Genomic DNA, 16,296 nt, shown 5'->3' on the forward strand with positions numbered 1-16,296 from the left:
AGGATCCGGGCGCAAAAAAGCCCGCCCCTTTCGGGACGGGCTTCTTCTGTCGAGGCTGCGCATTCAGGCGCAGCCTGGATCGCATCTGTCGATACCTGCAACACCCGCGTCGGCATTCCGACGCCGGTGCCACCCGGCCATCACTCGATGATCTTTGCGACGACGCCGGCGCCGACGGTGCGGCCGCCTTCGCGGATGGCGAAGCGCAGCTTCTCTTCCATCGCGATCGGCGCGATCAGTTCGACCTCGAACTTCAGGTTGTCACCCGGCATCACCATCTCGGTGCCCTCGGGCAGCTTCACCGTCCCGGTCACGTCCGTGGTGCGGAAGTAGAACTGCGGACGGTAGTTCGCGAAGAACGGCGTGTGGCGGCCGCCCTCTTCCTTGGTCAGGATATAGGCCTCGGCCTCGAACTTCGTGTGCGGCTTCACCGAACCCGGCTTGCACAGGACCTGACCGCGCTCGACGCCGTCACGTTCCACGCCGCGCAGCAGCGCGCCGATGTTGTCGCCGGCTTCCCCGCGATCCAGCAGCTTGCGGAACATCTCGACGCCGGTGCAGGTGGTCTTCTTGGTCGGGCGGATGCCGACGATTTCCAGTTCGTCGCCGACGTTCACCGCGCCACGCTCGACCCGGCCGGTCACGACCGTGCCGCGGCCCGAGATCGAGAACACGTCCTCGATCGGCATCAGGAACGGCTGGTCCACGGCGCGCTCGGGCGTCGGGATGTATTCGTCGACCGCGGCGATCAGCGCGCGGATCGAGCTTTCGCCGATTTCCGGGTCGCGGCCTTCCATCGCCGCCAGCGCCGAGCCCTTGACGATCGGAATGTCGTCGCCCGGATAGTCGTAGCTGGACAGCAGCTCGCGCACCTCCATCTCGACCAGTTCCAGCAGTTCCTCGTCATCCACCTGGTCGACCTTGTTCAGGTAGACGACCATGTAGGGGATGCCGACCTGGCGACCCAGCAGGATATGCTCGCGCGTCTGCGGCATCGGGCCGTCGGCGGCGTTCACCACCAGGATCGCGCCGTCCATCTGCGCCGCACCGGTGATCATGTTCTTGACGTAGTCGGCGTGGCCCGGGCAGTCGACATGCGCGTAATGGCGCGCGTCGGATTCGTATTCCACATGCGCGGTCGAGATGGTGATCCCGCGCGCCTTTTCCTCGGGCGCACCGTCGATCTGGTCATAGGCCTTGAAATCGCCGAAATATTTCGTGATCGCAGCCGTCAGCGTCGTCTTGCCGTGGTCAACGTGACCGATCGTCCCGATGTTGACGTGCGGTTTCGTCCGTTCAAACTTTGCCTTTGCCATGATTGGCTCCTCTTTTCTTGTGACGGTGCGTGCCGGGCACGCACCCTACGGGGGTGGTAGGGTGCGTGGTCGCCCACGCACCGCCGTTATGCGTATTTCTTCTGGATCTCGTCCGAGATGTTCTGCGGCACGGCTTCGTAATGGTCGAACTGCATCGTGAACACCGCGCGGCCCGAGGACATCGAGCGCAGGTTGTTGATGTAGCCGAACATGTTGGCCAGCGGCACGAAGGCGTCGATGACATTGGCGTTGCCGCGCGTGTCCTGACCGCGGACCATGCCGCGACGGCTGGTCAGGTCACCGATGATCGAGCCCGTATATTCCTCGGGCGTGACCACCTCGACCTTCATGATCGGTTCCAACAGCTTGGCGCCGGCCTTCTTCAGGCCCTCGCGCATCCCGGCACGGGCGGCGATCTCGAAGGCCAGGACCGAGGAGTCGACGTCGTGGAAGGCACCGTCGATCAGCGCCACCTTGAAGTCGATCACCGGGAAGCCGGCCAGCGGACCGGAATCCATCACCGACTTGATGCCCTTCTCAACGCCGGGAACGTATTCCTTCGGCACCGCACCACCGACGATCTTCGATTCGAACGAGTAACCCTCGCCCGGCTCGGTCGGCGTGATGACCAGCTTGACACGCGCGAACTGGCCGGTACCGCCGGTCTGTTTCTTGTGCGTGTAGTCGATCTCGGCCTCGTTCGAGATGGTCTCGCGGTAGGCCACCTGCGGGGCGCCGATATTCGCCTCGACCTTGAACTCGCGCTTCATGCGGTCAACGAGGATGTCGAGGTGAAGTTCGCCCATGCCCTTCATGATGGTCTGGCCCGACTCGATGTCGGTTTCGACGCGGAAGGACGGATCTTCGGCCGACAGGCGCTGAAGGGCCAGGCCCATCTTTTCCTGGTCGGCTTTCGACTTCGGCTCGACGGCGATCTCGATCACCGGCTCGGGGAAGGTCATGGTTTCCAGAACCACCGGCTTCGACGGATCGCACAGCGTGTCACCCGTGGTGGTGTCTTTCAGACCGGCCAGCGCGATGATGTCGCCGGCGAATGCTTCCTCGATCTCTTCGCGGTTGACGGCATGCATCAGCATCATCCGGCCCACACGCTCGCGCCGACCCTTGGTCGAGTTGAGCATCTGGTCGCCCTTCTTCAGCGCACCCGAATAGATCCGCGTGAAGGTCAGCGAGCCGACGAAGGGGTCGTTCATGATCTTGAAGGCCAGCGCCGAGAACGGTTCGGCATCATCCGCATTGCGCGGGATGTTGCGCTCTTCCGCGTCGTCATCGGGCGAGAAGCCCATCAGCGTCGGCACGTCCTGCGGACCGGGCAGGAAGTCGATCACCGCGTTCAGAAGCGGCTGCACGCCCTTGTTCTTGAACGCCGAGCCGGCCAGCATCGGGAAGAAGGACATGGACAGGCAGCCCTTGCGGATCAGCTTGCGCAGCGTGTCCGCGTCGGGCTCGTTGCCTTCCAGATAGGCTTCCATGGCGTCATCGTCCTGCTCGACGGCAAGCTCGATCATGTTGTTGCGCCATTCGTCGGCCAGATCCTGCAGCTCGGCACGGATCGGCTGGCGAACCCAGTTCGCACCCAGATCCTCACCGGTCCAGACCCATTCTTCCATGGTGATCAGGTCGATGATGCCTTCCAGCTTGTCCTCGGCGCCGATCGGCAGGGCGACCGGGCAGGGCGTGCCGCCGGTGCGGTCCTTGATCATCTTCACGCAGTTGAAGAAATCGGCCCCGATCTTGTCCATCTTGTTGACGAAGACCAGCCGCGGCACCTTGTAACGGTCGGCCTGGCGCCACACCGTTTCGGTCTGCGGCTCGACGCCCGCGTTCCCGTCCAGCAGCGCGACCGCACCATCCAGCACCGCCAGCGAACGCTCGACCTCGATGGTGAAGTCGACGTGGCCCGGCGTGTCGATGATGTTGAAGCGGAACTTCGTGTCGGACGTGCCTTCCGCGCTCGGATCCTCCTGGCGCTGCCAGAAGGTCGTGGTCGCGGCCGAGGTGATGGTGATGCCGCGCTCGGCTTCCTGCTCCATCCAGTCCATCGTCGAGGCGCCGTCATGGGTCTCGCCGATCTTGTGGTTCTTGCCGGTGTAGAACAGGATGCGCTCGGTCATCGTGGTCTTGCCGGCATCGATATGGGCCATGATGCCAAAGTTGCGATAGCGCGTCAGCGGGTATTCGCGTGCCATTAGGGGCCTTCCTTCCGATTACCAGCGATAGTGGCTGAACGCCTTGTTGGCGTCGGCCATCTTGTGCGTGTCTTCACGCTTCTTGACGGCGGTGCCGCGGCCGTTCACGGCATCGGCCAGCTCGCCTGCAAGGCGCTCTTCCATGGTGTGCTCGTTGCGGTTCTTGGCCGCGGTGATCAGCCAGCGGATAGCCAGCGCCTCGCGGCGGGTCGGGCGAACCTCGACCGGAACCTGATAGGTGGCACCGCCGACGCGGCGCGAACGCACCTCGACCGAGGGCTTCACGTTGTCGAGGGCTTCGTGGAAGACCTCGATCGGCTCGCGCTTGAGGCGGCTCTCGACGCGGTCCAGCGCGTTGTAGACGATCCGCTCGGCAACCGATTTCTTGCCGTCAACCATCAGGTTGTTCATGAATTTGGTCAGCACGCGATCGCCGTATTTGGCGTCGGGCAGGACTTCGCGCTTTTCAGCGGCGTGACGACGGGACATTGATGCCTCTCCTTACTTCGGACGCTTGGCGCCGTATTTCGAACGACGCTGGCGACGATCCTTGACGCCCTGGGTATCCAGCACACCGCGCAGGATGTGGTAACGGACACCCGGAAGGTCTTTCACACGACCGCCACGGATCAGCACGACGCTGTGTTCCTGGAGGTTGTGCTTTTCGCCCGGGATGTAGGAGATGACCTCGAAGCCATTCGTCAGGCGCACCTTGGCGACCTTCCGCATGGCGGAGTTCGGTTTCTTCGGCGTCGTGGTATAGACGCGCGTGCAGACGCCGCGCTTCTGCGGGCATCCTTGCAGGTGCTGCGATTTGCTGCGCTGCACCTTGGGCTGCCGCGGTTTGCGGATCAGCTGTTGAATCGTCGGCATTCGGTTCCCCGTCTTGCTTTCGTCAATACTCGCAGCCGACAGGCTGCACCACTTCTCGACGGCGCCTTGCGCGAATCGCAAAACGCCAAACCCGTCCGGTCCCTTAGCGGGGTGGACGGGAACTTTCCAGAGGATCGGGGATATTCCCGGATCGTGACCAAAATAGGTTCTGGGCCCGGAACGGCTGACCGTCGGGTGTGCGGCGTATATGGGGAATCGCCGGGTGTGTCAACAAGACCGCCCCGTCGCGAAAGGGTCAGGCGAGGGCCCGGCCCAGTTGCTCCAACCCCTCGCGGCGCAGGCGGAAACGCTGCCAAAGCAGGTCGTCCAGTTCGGCGGGTTCGACCGGCCAGGGCACCCCCTGCCCCATCGAGCCCGAGTCGCTGTCGGCATGGATCGACCGGATGAACATCAACGGCCGGGTGATCGCCACGCCCGGCATCCACAACCCGATCTTCGAATGATCATAGTTCAGCGCGCTCTCCTGCGCCTCGGGGCGCAGAAAGACCGTCAGGGCGACGCCCATATTGTGGCAGATGCGCGGCGTCAGCTGAACACCACCCTCCTGCAAGCGCAGCATCAGGCCGCGCGAATGATCCAGCGCCAGCCGGCCCTCGGCCCGCCACAGCGCCTCGACATGGCCGAAATCGGCGCGGGCGGAGGCGATATAGTCGATGGCTACGGCATCGTCGTCGTCATGGCGAAAATGCCCGATCACATCGGCGCGGGGATCGACATGGGGCGCGATGGCCGCACGGCAGGCCGGCAGATGCCATTTCATCGGCGGCACCAGAGCCAGCCGCAACTGCGGGATCTCGGCGCTCAGTGCCTTGAGCCGCGACAGCCAGGGTTCCGGCAGGTCGGGGCCGGTCATCACCACCAGCGTGAAATCGGGATCGGTCTGCGCGCGCCATGCCGGCAGCGCCACCTCGCTGAACCACAGCCAGCGGCGGCGCAGACGGGCGGGATCGTAAAGCAGGGCCCGACGTTCCTCATAGCTGGCATGATCGATCTGAAAGCCGCGCAGGCCGACATAGGAAAACCGGCACAGCCCCAGCATCTGCACACGCATCAGCGCCTCCCCAGTTGCGCCTCGCGCCAGATCACATAGACCCCGGCCCCGACGACCAGCCCCGAGCCGAGCCAGGTCCAGAAATCCGGCCATTCGCCAAAGACCAGCAGCCCGGCAAGGATCGCCACGATCAGCGAGGCATAGCGGAATGGCGCGACATAGGAGATCTCGCCCACCCGCATGGCGGTGACGGCACTGACATAGCCGATGGTCAGGAAACCGCCGGCCAGCAGGATCAGGGCCAGTTGCATCGGGCTGGGCATCACCCAGCCCTGCCACAGGCTGCCGATCAGCCCCATCCCGGTCACCGCCGCCGCCGCATAGAAGGCAATCGTCGCCGAACTGACCTCGCGGCCGAAATTCCGTGTCACCAGATCGCGCAGGGCAATCAGCAGAACCGCCCCGAGTGCCACCAGCGACCAGATCCCGAAGGTGCCGCTGCCCGGCCGCAGGATGATCATCACGCCCAGCAGGCCGACGACGACGGCGCTGGTCCGGCGCCAGCCCAATGTCTCACCGAAAAACAGCGCAGCGCCCAGCATCACCACCAGCGGCAGCGACTGCATCACCGCCGACAGATCACCGATCGCGATCACCTGCAACGCGTTCAGGAACAGCACCGTCGATCCCACCTCGCCCAGCACCCGCAGCGCCATCGGCCGGCGTGCCGGCGGCGAAAGCCGCAGGCGCAGCCCGCCCTCGCGCAGCGCCAGCAGCCAGATCGCGACCAGAACCACCAGACCGCGCAGGGTGATGGCCTGATACAGCGGCATCTCCTGCATGACGAATTTCATCGCCGCGTCGTTGCAGCCAAAGCCCAGCATCGACAGCGTCATGAAACCCGCGCCCCGCAGGTTGTCGCCCGGGCCGTGCGGCTGGGCCGTGATCGATGCCGGACTGACCCGGCGCAGGGGCGAAAGCAGAGGCGCGCGCATGTGGAAAACCCTTCTCGCCCGCAAGCGTTAGGTCGCCCGCACCGCGTTGACAAGCATGGCCAACACCTATGGCGCCCCGACGCCCTCGGGCGCGGTCAGCGCCCCGGTCAGTTCGCGCGGGTCAAGCCGAAAGCGGTTCCACATCACCTTGTCCAGTTGCGTCTGGTCGATCTCGTACAGCTCGCGCCCCAGCCGGGGCTGGTCGGGGCTGTCATTGCTGGCGTGGAAACTGCGGATCCACATGATCGGCGCGGGCAGGTTGATGCTGGTCAGCATCTGCCAGATCCGGTCATGGCGGTAGTTCATGATCGAACCGGGGCTGCTGCCCTGAAAATACATGGCCAGTGCCGGCACCCACATCCGCGCCCGCACGCCGTGAAAGGTGAACCCGCCCCCGGCCGCGTGATGCATGGACAGGCCATGGCTGTAATCGACCGCGACGCGGCCGGCCTCGGCCATCAGCGGCGCGATCAGGCGGTGATCCGAACGCAGCCGGGCAACGTAATCGCAGGCCACGGCATCGTCGTCATCCATGCGGAACTGCGCCACGACATCGGCACCGGGTTCGGTATGCCGTTCCAGAAGCCGCTGGCAGATCTGGCCATGCTTGCCGGGGGCGACCTGTTCCAGCCGGATTTGCGGCACCGCCTCGGCAATGGCGCGCAGCCGGTCCAGCCAGGGCTGCGGCAGATCGTCCGAGGTCGCGAGGATCAGGGTGAAATCCGGGTCGGTCTGCCACAGCAGCGTCGACAGGCACAGATTCTCGAAATAGCGCAGGCGCTGATCCAGCCGCCGCGGATCATAGAGGATCTCGCGGTTCCGTTGCAGATCGCTGCCGGTCGTCTGGAAGGCGTTCTCGACCAGCATCGAGAACCGGCAAAGCCCCAACACCTGTATCCGCATCGACGCCCCCCAAAAGCCACGCAGATCTGTACTGTCGCATTCAGATATTTCCAAGAGGTTGCCCGGCCAGGCGGCCCCCCAATGAAGAAGGGCCCGGCGCATGGCCGGGCCCTTCGGTCGGTTCAGCCTTGCCGGGGATCACTCCTCGGCCATGCCGGTCTCGCTGGTCTCGGGCGTCGCGGCCATGCTGAAGACATCCGACGCCTGCGGCGCGGCCAGCGCTGCCGCGGCTTCGGCTTCGGCGCGGCGGGCCTCGATCACCTCATTGTCGCGCTCGGAGGCGATGCGGCGCACGCGGGCGGTAGCTCCGCCCGTGCCCGCCGGGATCAACCGGCCGACGATGACGTTCTCTTTCAGCCCGACCAGCTTGTCGCGCTTGCCCTGAACGGCGGCCTCGGTCAGCACGCGGGTCGTTTCCTGGAACGAGGCGGCCGAGATGAAGCTGCGGGTCTGCAGGCTGGCCTTGGTGATGCCCAGAAGCACCGGCTCGCCCGTGGCCGGACGGCCGCCCTTGGCTTCGACCTTGGCGTTCTCTTCATCGAACTCGTCGCGCTCGACATGCTCGCCCCTCAGAAGCGTCGTGTCACCGCTGTCGATGATCTCGATCTTCTGCAGCATCTGGCGGACGATCACCTCGATATGCTTGTCGTTGATCTTCACGCCCTGCAGCCGGTAGACGTCCTGCACCTCGTCGATCAGGTAATCGGCCAGGGCCTCGATCCCCATGATGCGCAGGATGTCGTGCGGCGCCGGGTTGCCGTCCATGATATAGTCACCCTTCTGCACGAAGTCGCCTTCCTGCACCGGGATGTGCTTGCCTTTCGGCACCATGTATTCGACGGCGTCGTGACCTTCCTCGCTGGGCTCGATGCTGATGCGGCGCTTGTTCTTGTAGTCCTTGCCAAAGCGCACATAGCCGTCGATCTCGGCGATGATGGCGTGATCCTTGGGGCGACGGGCCTCGAACAGTTCCGCCACGCGGGGCAGACCCCCGGTGATGTCCTTGGTCTTGGCACCCTCGCGCGGGATCCGCGCCACCACGTCGCCCGGACGGATTTCCTGCCCGTCCTCGATCGACAGGATCGCATCCACCGACATCGGATAGGTAACCGGGTTGCCCTGCTCGTTGCGGACCGGCTCGCCATCCTCGCCCAGGATCAGGATCTCGGGCTTCAGGTCGTTGCCGCGCGGCGCGGAACGCCAGTCGGTCACGATCTTCTGGGTCATGCCGGTCGCATCGTCGGTCTCGTCGCGCACCGAGATGCCCGACAGCAGGTCGACGAACTTGGCCACACCGCCCTTTTCGGCGATGATCGGCAGGGTATAGGGATCCCATTCGTACAGCTTGGCGCCGCGAACCACCCGATCGCCTTCCTTCACGAACAGCTTCGAGCCGTAGAACAGCTTGTGGCTGGCGCGCTCACTGCCCTGCTCATCGAGGATCAGAAGCTGCATGTTGCGCGAGATGACCACCTGCTCGCCATTCGCGTTGGCCAGCACGCTGTCGTTGCGGAACTGCACCGTGCCCTCATGGGACGCCGCCTGGAAGGACTGCTGCCCACCCTGCGCGATGCCGCCGATGTGGAAGGTCCGCATGGTCAGCTGCGTGCCCGGCTCACCGATCGACTGGGCGGCGATGATGCCCACCGCCTCGCCGATATTGACCAGCGTGCCGCGCGCCAGGTCGCGGCCATAGCACAGCGCGCAGACCCCGTCCTCGCTTTCGCAGGTCAGGGCCGAGCGGATGCGCACCGACTGCACCCCCGCCTGCTCGATGGCGTCGGCCTTGCGTTCGTCGATCAGCTCGCCCGTGCGGATGATGATCTCGTCGCTGCCCGGAACCAGCACATCCTCGGCCGCGGTCCTGCCCAGCACCCGCTCGGACAGGGGCGCGATGACCTCGCCGTCATTGACGGCGGCCGAGGCAGTGATCGCCTGATCGGTGCCGCAATCATGCTCGCGGATGATGCAGTCCTGCGCCACGTCCACCAGACGGCGGGTCAGGTAGCCCGAGTTCGCCGTCTTCAGCGCCGTGTCGGACAGACCCTTCCGCGCGCCGTGGGTCGAGTTGAAGTATTCAAGAACGGTCAGACCTTCCTTGAAGTTCGAGATGATCGGCGTCTCGATGATCTCGCCATTCGGCTTGGCCATCAACCCGCGCATGCCGCCCAGTTGCTTCATCTGGTTGGTCGAACCGCGCGCACCGGAATGCGCCATCATGTAGACCGAGTTCGGTTCCATCTCGGCACCGTTCTCGTCCTGCTTCTTGGCCGAGATCGTGGACATCATCGCCTCGGTGACCCGGTCGTTGCATTTCGACCAGGCGTCCACGACCTTGTTGTATTTCTCGCCCTGGGTGATGAGGCCGTCCAGATACTGCTGTTCGAACTCTTTCACCTGCTCCTGCACTTCGCCGACGATGTCCCATTTGTTGTCGGGGATCACCATGTCGTTCTTGCCGAAGCTGATGCCGGCGCGGAACGCCTCGCGGAAGCCCAGGCCCATGATCTGGTCGCAGAAGATCACCGACTCTTTCTGACCGCAGTAGCGGTAGACGGTGTCGATGACGTGCTGCACGTCCTTCTTGCGCAGCAGCCGGTTGACCAGCTCGAACGGAGCCTTGGCGTTCATCGGCAGCAGCGCGCCCAGCCGGACCCGGCCCGGCGTGGTCTCGAAGCGCTGCACGACCTCCTGCCCGTTCTCGTCGATCTGGCGGATCCGCGCGGTGATCTTGGCGTGCAGATGCACCTCGCCGGCGGTCAGGGCGTGCTCGACCTCGTCGATATTGGTGAAGGCCATGCCCTCGCCCTTCATGCCGTCGCGCATCATCGAGACGTAATAAAGGCCCAGAACCATGTCCTGCGACGGCACGATGATCGGCGCGCCGTTGGCGGGCGACAGCACGTTGTTCGTGGACATCATCAGCACGCGCGCCTCAAGCTGGGCTTCCAGCGAGAGGGGGACGTGAACGGCCATCTGGTCGCCGTCGAAATCGGCGTTGAAGGCCGAGCAGACCAGCGGGTGCAGCTGGATCGCCTTGCCCTCGATCAGGATCGGCTCGAAGGCCTGGATGCCCAGACGGTGCAGCGTCGGTGCGCGGTTCAACAGAACCGGATGCTCGCGGATCACCTCGTCGAGGATGTCCCATACCTCGGGGCGTTCCTTCTCGACCAGCTTCTTCGCCTGCTTGACGGTCGAGGACAGGCCCTTCGCCTCAAGCCGCGAATAGATGAACGGCTTGAACAGCTCGAGCGCCATCTTCTTCGGCAGCCCGCATTGATGCAGCTTCAGTTCCGGCCCGGTCACGATGACCGAGCGGCCCGAGAAGTCCACGCGCTTGCCCAGGAGGTTCTGACGGAACCGGCCCTGCTTGCCTTTCAGCATGTCGCTGAGCGATTTCAGCGGCCGACGGTTGTTGCCGGTGATGACCCGGCCACGACGACCGTTGTCGAACAGCGCATCGACCGATTCCTGCAACATCCGCTTTTCGTTGCGCACGATGATGTCGGGCGCGCGCAGCTCGATCAGCCGCTTGAGGCGGTTGTTGCGGTTGATCACCCGGCGATAGAGGTCGTTCAGGTCCGAAGTCGCGAAACGGCCACCATCCAGCGGCACCAGCGGGCGCAGTTCCGGCGGGATGACCGGGATCACGGTCAGCACCATCCATTCCGGGCGGTTGCCGGATTCGAGGAAGCTCTCGACGATCTTCAGCCGCTTGATGATCTTCTTCGGCTTCAACTCGCCCGTGGCTTCCTTCAGATCCTCGCGCAGCTGCTCGGCGGTCGCGGCAAGGTCGATATTGGCCAGCATGGCGCGGATCGCCTCGGCGCCGATATCGGCGCTGAACGCATCGGCGCCGAAATTGTCCTGAGCGTCAAGATATTCCTCTTCGCTCAGCAACTGGCCATAGGTCAGATCGGTCAGACCCGGCTCGATGACGACGTAGTTCTCGAAATACAGGATCCGTTCCAGATCGCGCAGCGTCATGTCCAGCATCAGACCGATGCGCGAGGGCAGCGACTTCAGGAACCAGATATGGGCGACGGGCGCGGCCAGTTCGATATGGCCCATGCGTTCACGGCGAACCTTCTGCAGCGTCACCTCGACGCCGCATTTCTCGCAGACGAGGCCGCGATACTTCATCCGCTTGTATTTGCCGCAGAGGCATTCGTAATCCTTGATCGGACCGAAGATGCGCGCGCAGAACAACCCGTCACGCTCGGGCTTGAAGGTGCGGTAGTTGATGGTTTCGGGTTTCTTCACCTCACCGAAGGACCAGGCCAGAATTTCTTCCGGCGAGGCCAGCGAGATCTTGATTTCATCGAACTGCCGCGGCGGGGCCAGCGGGTTCAGGGGATTGGTGGCGAGTTCCTGGTTCATTTCTTGTCCTTTTCAGGCGCGGGGCAGGCGAAATCCATCATCCAGGTGCCGTGGACGCCGTAGGCTCCACTATTCGGGATGGTTTCGCGGGCGTTGGGGTGAGACAGCCGACAGTACTTCGCGGCTGCCCGGAGCATCCTGTTCGCGGGCAGGGCGTCGTTATTGGAATAGTTGAATGTCGTTGCGACAAACTCGAACCCCTTTTCACGACGCGAATTGCCATCCTCGATCCGGGCGATCTGCACGCCGCAACCCGCGAGGGCCGCAAGCGCCAGAACCGCCGAATGTCGGATGGCAACGCCCATGCTTATTCCTCTTCCTCCGCATCCAGGAGTTCCATGTTGAGGCCCAGACCCCGGACCTCCTTGACCAGCACGTTGAAGCTTTCCGGAACGCCGGCCTCGAAATTGTCGTCACCCTTGACGATGCTTTCATAGACCTTGGTCCGGCCGGCCACGTCGTCCGACTTGACCGTCAGCATTTCCTGCAGGGTATAGGCGGCGCCATAGGCTTCCAGCGCCCAGACCTCCATCTCACCCAGACGCTGGCCACCGAACTGCGCCTTGCCGCCCAGCGGCTGCTGGGTCACGAGGCTGTAGGGACCGGTCGAGCGGGCATGCATCTTGTCATCGACCAGATGGTGCAGCTTCAGGATGTACTTCATGCCGACGGTGACGGGACGCGCGAACTGATCGCCGGTGCGGCCGTCGAAGACGATGGACTGGCCCGACGTGTCAAAGCCCGCGCGGGTCAGCGCGTCGTTCACATCGGCTTCCTTGGCACCGTCGAAGACCGGCGTGGCGATCGGCACGCCCGCGCGCACGGCATTGGCATGTTCGACCAGCAGGCCGTCCTCCATGCCGCCGAACGTCTCGGCATACATGTCGTCGCCATAGCCGATCTTCATCGCCTCGCGCACCGGGGTCATGTCGCCATTGCGGCGATAATCCTCCAGCGCCTCGTCGATGCGGATGCCAAGGCCGCGCGAGGCCCAGCCCATATGGGTCTCAAGGATCTGGCCGACGTTCATGCGCGAGGGCACGCCCAGCGGGTTCAGCACCAGATCGACCGGCGTGCCGTCGGCAAGGAACGGCATGTCTTCCATCGGCACGACCTTGGAGACAACGCCCTTGTTGCCGTGACGGCCGGCCATCTTGTCGCCCGCCTGCAGCTTGCGCTTCACGGCGACGAAGACCTTGACCATCTTCATCACGCCCGGCGGCAGGTCGTCGCCCTGACGGACCTTCTCGACCTTGTCCTCGAAGCGGGCTTCCAGCGCCTTCTTCTGGTTGTCGTATTGCTGGTTCAGCGCCTCGACTTCCTTGGCGATCTCTTCCTCGCCGACGGCAAGCTGCCACCACTGGCCACGGCTCAGCGTGCCCAGCAGATCCTCGGTGATGTCCGAATGCGCCTTGACGCCCTTCGGACCCTTCACCGCGACCTTGCCGAGGATCAGCGATTTCAGACGCGCATAGATGTTGCGGTCAAGGATCGCCTGCTCGTCGTCGCGGTCGCGCGCCAGACGCTCGACTTCCTCGCGCTCGATCTGCAGGGCGCGTTCGTCCTTGTCGACGCCATGGCGGTTGAACACCCGGACCTCGACGATGGTGCCGTAAGCCCCCGGCGGCAGGCGCAGCGAGGTGTCGCGCACATCGCTTGCCTTTTCACCGAAGATGGCGCGCAGCAGCTTTTCTTCCGGCGTCATCGGGCTTTCGCCCTTTGGGGTGATCTTGCCCACCAGAATGTCGCCCGGGCCGACCTCGGCACCGATATAGACGATGCCGGCCTCGTCGAGATTGCGCAGCGCCTCTTCGCCCACGTTCGGGATGTCGCGGGTGATTTCCTCGGGCCCAAGCTTGGTGTCGCGCGCGGCCACTTCGTATTCGTCGATATGGATCGAGGTGAACACGTCGTCGCGGTGGATCCGCTCGGAGATCAGGATCGAGTCCTCGTAGTTATAGCCGTTCCAGGGCATGAAGGCGACGACCACGTTGCGGCCGATGGCCAGTTCGCCCTGATCGGTCGAGGGACCGTCGGCGATGACCTGACCGCCCACGACCCGCTCGCCCACCTTGACCAGCGGACGCTGGTTGATGGTCGAGGACTGGTTCGAACGCTTGAACTTGCGCAGACGATAGATGTCCACGCCGGCATCACCGGCGCCCAGGTTCTCGGTCGCGCGGACAACGATCCGCTGCGCGTCGACCTGGTCGATGACCCCGCCGCGACGCGCCATGATGGCGGCGCCGGAATCGCGGGCCACGATGGCCTCCATGCCGGTGCCGACGAAGGGCGCCTCGGCCCGCAGAAGCGGGACGGCCTGACGCTGCATGTTCGAGCCCATTAGCGCGCGGTTGGCGTCGTCGTTTTCAAGGAAGGGGATCAGCGCGGCCGCGACCGAAACCAGCTGCTTGGGCGAGACGTCAATCAGATCGACGGCATCGACCGGGTTCAGCATGAAATCGCCCGCCTGACGGGTGCTGACCAGTTCGTTGACGAAACGGCCCTCCTCGTCCAGCTGCGCATTGGCCTGCGCGACGGTGTGGCGCATCTCCTCGGTCGCGGACATGTAGACCACGTCGTCGGTCACCTTGCCCTCGATCACCTTGCGATAGGGGGTTTCGATGAAGCCGTATTTGTTCACGCGGGCAAAGGTCGCGAGGCTGTTGATCAGACCGATGTTCTGGCCTTCCGGCGTCTCGATCGGGCACATCCGGCCGTAATGGGTCGGGTGCACGTCGCGGACCTCGAAGCCGGCGCGTTCGCGGGTCAGACCGCCCGGCCCGAGGGCCGACAGGCGGCGCTTGTGCGTCACCTCGGAAAGCGGGTTGGTCTGGTCCATGAACTGCGACAGCTGCGACGAGCCGAAGAATTCACGCACCGCAGCCGCCGCCGGCTTGGCGTTGATCAGGTCCTGCGGCATGACGGTGTCGATCTCGACCCCGGACATGCGTTCGCGGATCGCGCGTTCCATCCGCAGCAGGCCGACCCGATACTGGTTTTCCATCAGCTCGCCGACCGAGCGGACGCGCCGGTTGCCCAGATGGTCGATATCGTCGATCTCGCCCTTGCCGTCGCGCAGTTCCACCAGCCCGCGCACACAGGCCACGATATCCGCGTGGCGCAGGGTCCGCTGCGTGTCCGGCGCATCCAGATCAAGACGCATGTTCATCTTGACCCGGCCGACGGCCGAGAGGTCGTAACGCTCGCTGTCGAAGAACAGGCTGTCGAACAGCGCGCTGGCGGCCTCGACGGTGGGCGGCTCGCCCGGGCGCATGACGCGATAGATGTCCATCAGCGCGCCGTCGCGGTTCATGTTCTTGTCCGCGGCCATGGTGTTGCGGATATAGGGACCGACATTGACATGATCGATGTCGAGGACCGGGATATCGGTCACGTCATTGTCCAGCAGCACCTTCAGAAGGCCGCCGTTCAGCTGGCCCTCCTTGTCGTATTCAGCGGTGATCTCATCGCCGGCCTCGGCATAGATCAGGCCGGTTTCCTCGTTGATGATGTCCTTGGCGACGAAACGGCCGATGATCCGCTCGAACGGGACCAGCAGGTTCACCTGCTCGCCCGAATCCAGCAGCTTCTTGACCAGGCGCGGGGTGACCTTCTCGCCGGCCTTGGTGATGACCTCGCCGGTCTCGGCATTGACCAGGTCATAGCTGGGGCGGGTGCCGCGCACACGTTCGGGGAAGAAGCGGGTGACCCAGCCCTTGCCCTTTTCCAGACGGTAATCGACGGTGTCGTAGAAGGCATCCATGATGCCCTCCTGATCCATGCCGAGCGCATAGAGCAGCGTCGTCACCGGCAGCTTCCGGCGGCGGTCGATGCGCGCGAAGACCAGATCCTTGGCGTCGAACTCGAAGTCCAGCCACGAGCCGCGATAGGGAATGATCCGGCAGGCGAACAGAAGCTTGCCCGAGCTGTGCGTCTTGCCGCGGTCATGGTCGAAGAACACGCCGGGGCTGCGGTGCATCTGCGACACCACCACCCGCTCGGTTCCGTTCACGATGAAGGTGCCGTTCAGGGTCATCAGGGGCATGTCGCCCATGAAGACGTCCTGTTCCTTGATGTCCTTGACCGATTTGGCGCCGGTATGTTCATCGACATCGAATACGATCAGACGCAGCGTCACCTTCAGCGGCGCGGCATAGGTCATGTCGCGCTGCTGGCATTCGTCGACGTCGTATTTCGGCTTTTCCAGCTCGTATTTCACGAATTCCAGCGTCGCGGTCTCGTTGAAATCCTTGATCGGGAAGACCGACTGGAAAACACCCTGGATACCTTCGCCGTCGTGATGGCCGCTGCCCTCACCGGAATTCAGGAACAGGTCGTAGGAGGATTTCTGAACCTCGATCAGGTTCGGCATCTCCAGGACTTCGCGGATATTTCCATAGTAACGCCGGATGCGTTTCTGGCCGACATAAGCTTGCGCCATGGGGTCTTGTCACCTTTCGTCTTCGCGCGCGCGCACCGGGTCGGGGGCCCCCGGAGCGCGGCCTACGAATGCAGGGGTGAGGTTCCATTCGTGTCGCACGTCCCACCGCGCAACTCCCGAACCTCGAACATGCCCTGAAGGAAGGTCTGGCACGGGTTTCGGC

At 64.1% G+C, this 16,296-nt stretch carries 10 protein-coding genes; all 10 read right to left on the reverse strand.

The genetic code is table 11. From position 1 onward, the window contains the following. Positions 1 to 140: 140 nt before the first annotated feature. Positions 141 to 1,316 (reverse strand): elongation factor Tu, encoded by a 1,176-nt coding sequence (tuf, locus tag KNW02_RS05380; RefSeq protein ID WP_216032250.1) that lies wholly within the window; start codon positions 1,314 to 1,316, stop codon positions 141 to 143. Positions 1,317 to 1,402: 86 nt separating this feature from the next. Beyond that, positions 1,403 to 3,526, reverse strand: coding sequence for an elongation factor G (gene fusA / locus KNW02_RS05385; protein ID WP_216032251.1), 2,124 nt, complete (start codon positions 3,524 to 3,526; stop codon positions 1,403 to 1,405). 18 nt (positions 3,527 to 3,544) lie between these two features. Further along, positions 3,545 to 4,015, reverse strand: coding sequence for a 30S ribosomal protein S7 (rpsG, locus tag KNW02_RS05390; protein WP_216032252.1), 471 nt, complete (start codon positions 4,013 to 4,015; stop codon positions 3,545 to 3,547). A gap of 12 nt (positions 4,016 to 4,027) precedes the next feature. Further along, a complete protein-coding gene (rpsL, locus tag KNW02_RS05395; RefSeq protein WP_022705687.1) occupies positions 4,028 to 4,399 on the reverse strand; it encodes a 30S ribosomal protein S12 in 372 nt (123 codons plus the stop codon). A 256-nt stretch (positions 4,400 to 4,655) separates the two neighbouring features. Beyond that, complete coding sequence (locus KNW02_RS05400; protein WP_216032253.1) at positions 4,656 to 5,471, reverse strand: glycosyltransferase; 816 nt, start codon at positions 5,469 to 5,471, stop codon at positions 4,656 to 4,658. Continuing rightward, on the reverse strand, positions 5,471 to 6,406 hold the full coding sequence (locus KNW02_RS05405) for a DMT family transporter (RefSeq protein ID WP_216032254.1): 936 nt from the start codon (positions 6,404 to 6,406) through the stop codon (positions 5,471 to 5,473). The genes KNW02_RS05400 and KNW02_RS05405 overlap by 1 nt, the downstream gene beginning before the upstream one ends. Before the next feature lie 66 nt (positions 6,407 to 6,472). Next, the gene (locus KNW02_RS05410; RefSeq protein ID WP_216032255.1) at positions 6,473 to 7,309 is read right to left on the reverse strand and encodes a glycosyltransferase; all 837 of its coding nucleotides are present in this window, start codon (positions 7,307 to 7,309) and stop codon (positions 6,473 to 6,475) included. Positions 7,310 to 7,447: 138 nt separating this feature from the next. Next, positions 7,448 to 11,689 carry a DNA-directed RNA polymerase subunit beta' gene (gene rpoC, locus KNW02_RS05415; RefSeq protein ID WP_216032256.1) on the reverse strand — a complete coding sequence of 1,414 codons (4,242 nt, stop codon included), beginning with the start codon at positions 11,687 to 11,689 and terminating at the stop codon, positions 7,448 to 7,450. Further along, complete coding sequence (locus tag KNW02_RS05420; RefSeq protein WP_216032257.1) at positions 11,686 to 11,994, reverse strand: hypothetical protein; 309 nt, start codon at positions 11,992 to 11,994, stop codon at positions 11,686 to 11,688. The genes rpoC and KNW02_RS05420 overlap by 4 nt, the downstream gene beginning before the upstream one ends. Positions 11,995 to 11,996: 2 nt before the next feature. Next, complete coding sequence (rpoB, locus tag KNW02_RS05425) at positions 11,997 to 16,133, reverse strand: DNA-directed RNA polymerase subunit beta (RefSeq protein ID WP_216032258.1); 4,137 nt, start codon at positions 16,131 to 16,133, stop codon at positions 11,997 to 11,999. Positions 16,134 to 16,296 lie beyond the last annotated feature (163 nt).

Origin of the sequence: Paracoccus marinaquae (genome assembly GCF_018860165.1) — a bacterium.
Classification (GTDB): domain Bacteria; phylum Pseudomonadota; class Alphaproteobacteria; order Rhodobacterales; family Rhodobacteraceae; genus Paracoccus; species Paracoccus marinaquae.

Coding starts and splice junctions, on each gene's coding strand:
- tuf (WP_216032250.1), bottom strand. CDS start 1,316: ATGGCAAAGGCAAAGTTTGAACGGACGAAACCGCACGTCAACATCGGG.
- fusA (WP_216032251.1), bottom strand. CDS start 3,526: ATGGCACGCGAATACCCGCTGACGCGCTATCGCAACTTTGGCATCATG.
- rpsG (WP_216032252.1), bottom strand. CDS start 4,015: ATGTCCCGTCGTCACGCCGCTGAAAAGCGCGAAGTCCTGCCCGACGCC.
- rpsL (WP_022705687.1), bottom strand. CDS start 4,399: ATGCCGACGATTCAACAGCTGATCCGCAAACCGCGGCAGCCCAAGGTG.
- KNW02_RS05400 (WP_216032253.1), bottom strand. CDS start 5,471: ATGCGTGTGCAGATGCTGGGGCTGTGCCGGTTTTCCTATGTCGGCCTG.
- KNW02_RS05405 (WP_216032254.1), bottom strand. CDS start 6,406: ATGCGCGCGCCTCTGCTTTCGCCCCTGCGCCGGGTCAGTCCGGCATCG.
- KNW02_RS05410 (WP_216032255.1), bottom strand. CDS start 7,309: ATGCGGATACAGGTGTTGGGGCTTTGCCGGTTCTCGATGCTGGTCGAG.
- rpoC (WP_216032256.1), bottom strand. CDS start 11,689: ATGAACCAGGAACTCGCCACCAATCCCCTGAACCCGCTGGCCCCGCCG.
- KNW02_RS05420 (WP_216032257.1), bottom strand. CDS start 11,994: ATGGGCGTTGCCATCCGACATTCGGCGGTTCTGGCGCTTGCGGCCCTC.
- rpoB (WP_216032258.1), bottom strand. CDS start 16,133: ATGGCGCAAGCTTATGTCGGCCAGAAACGCATCCGGCGTTACTATGGA.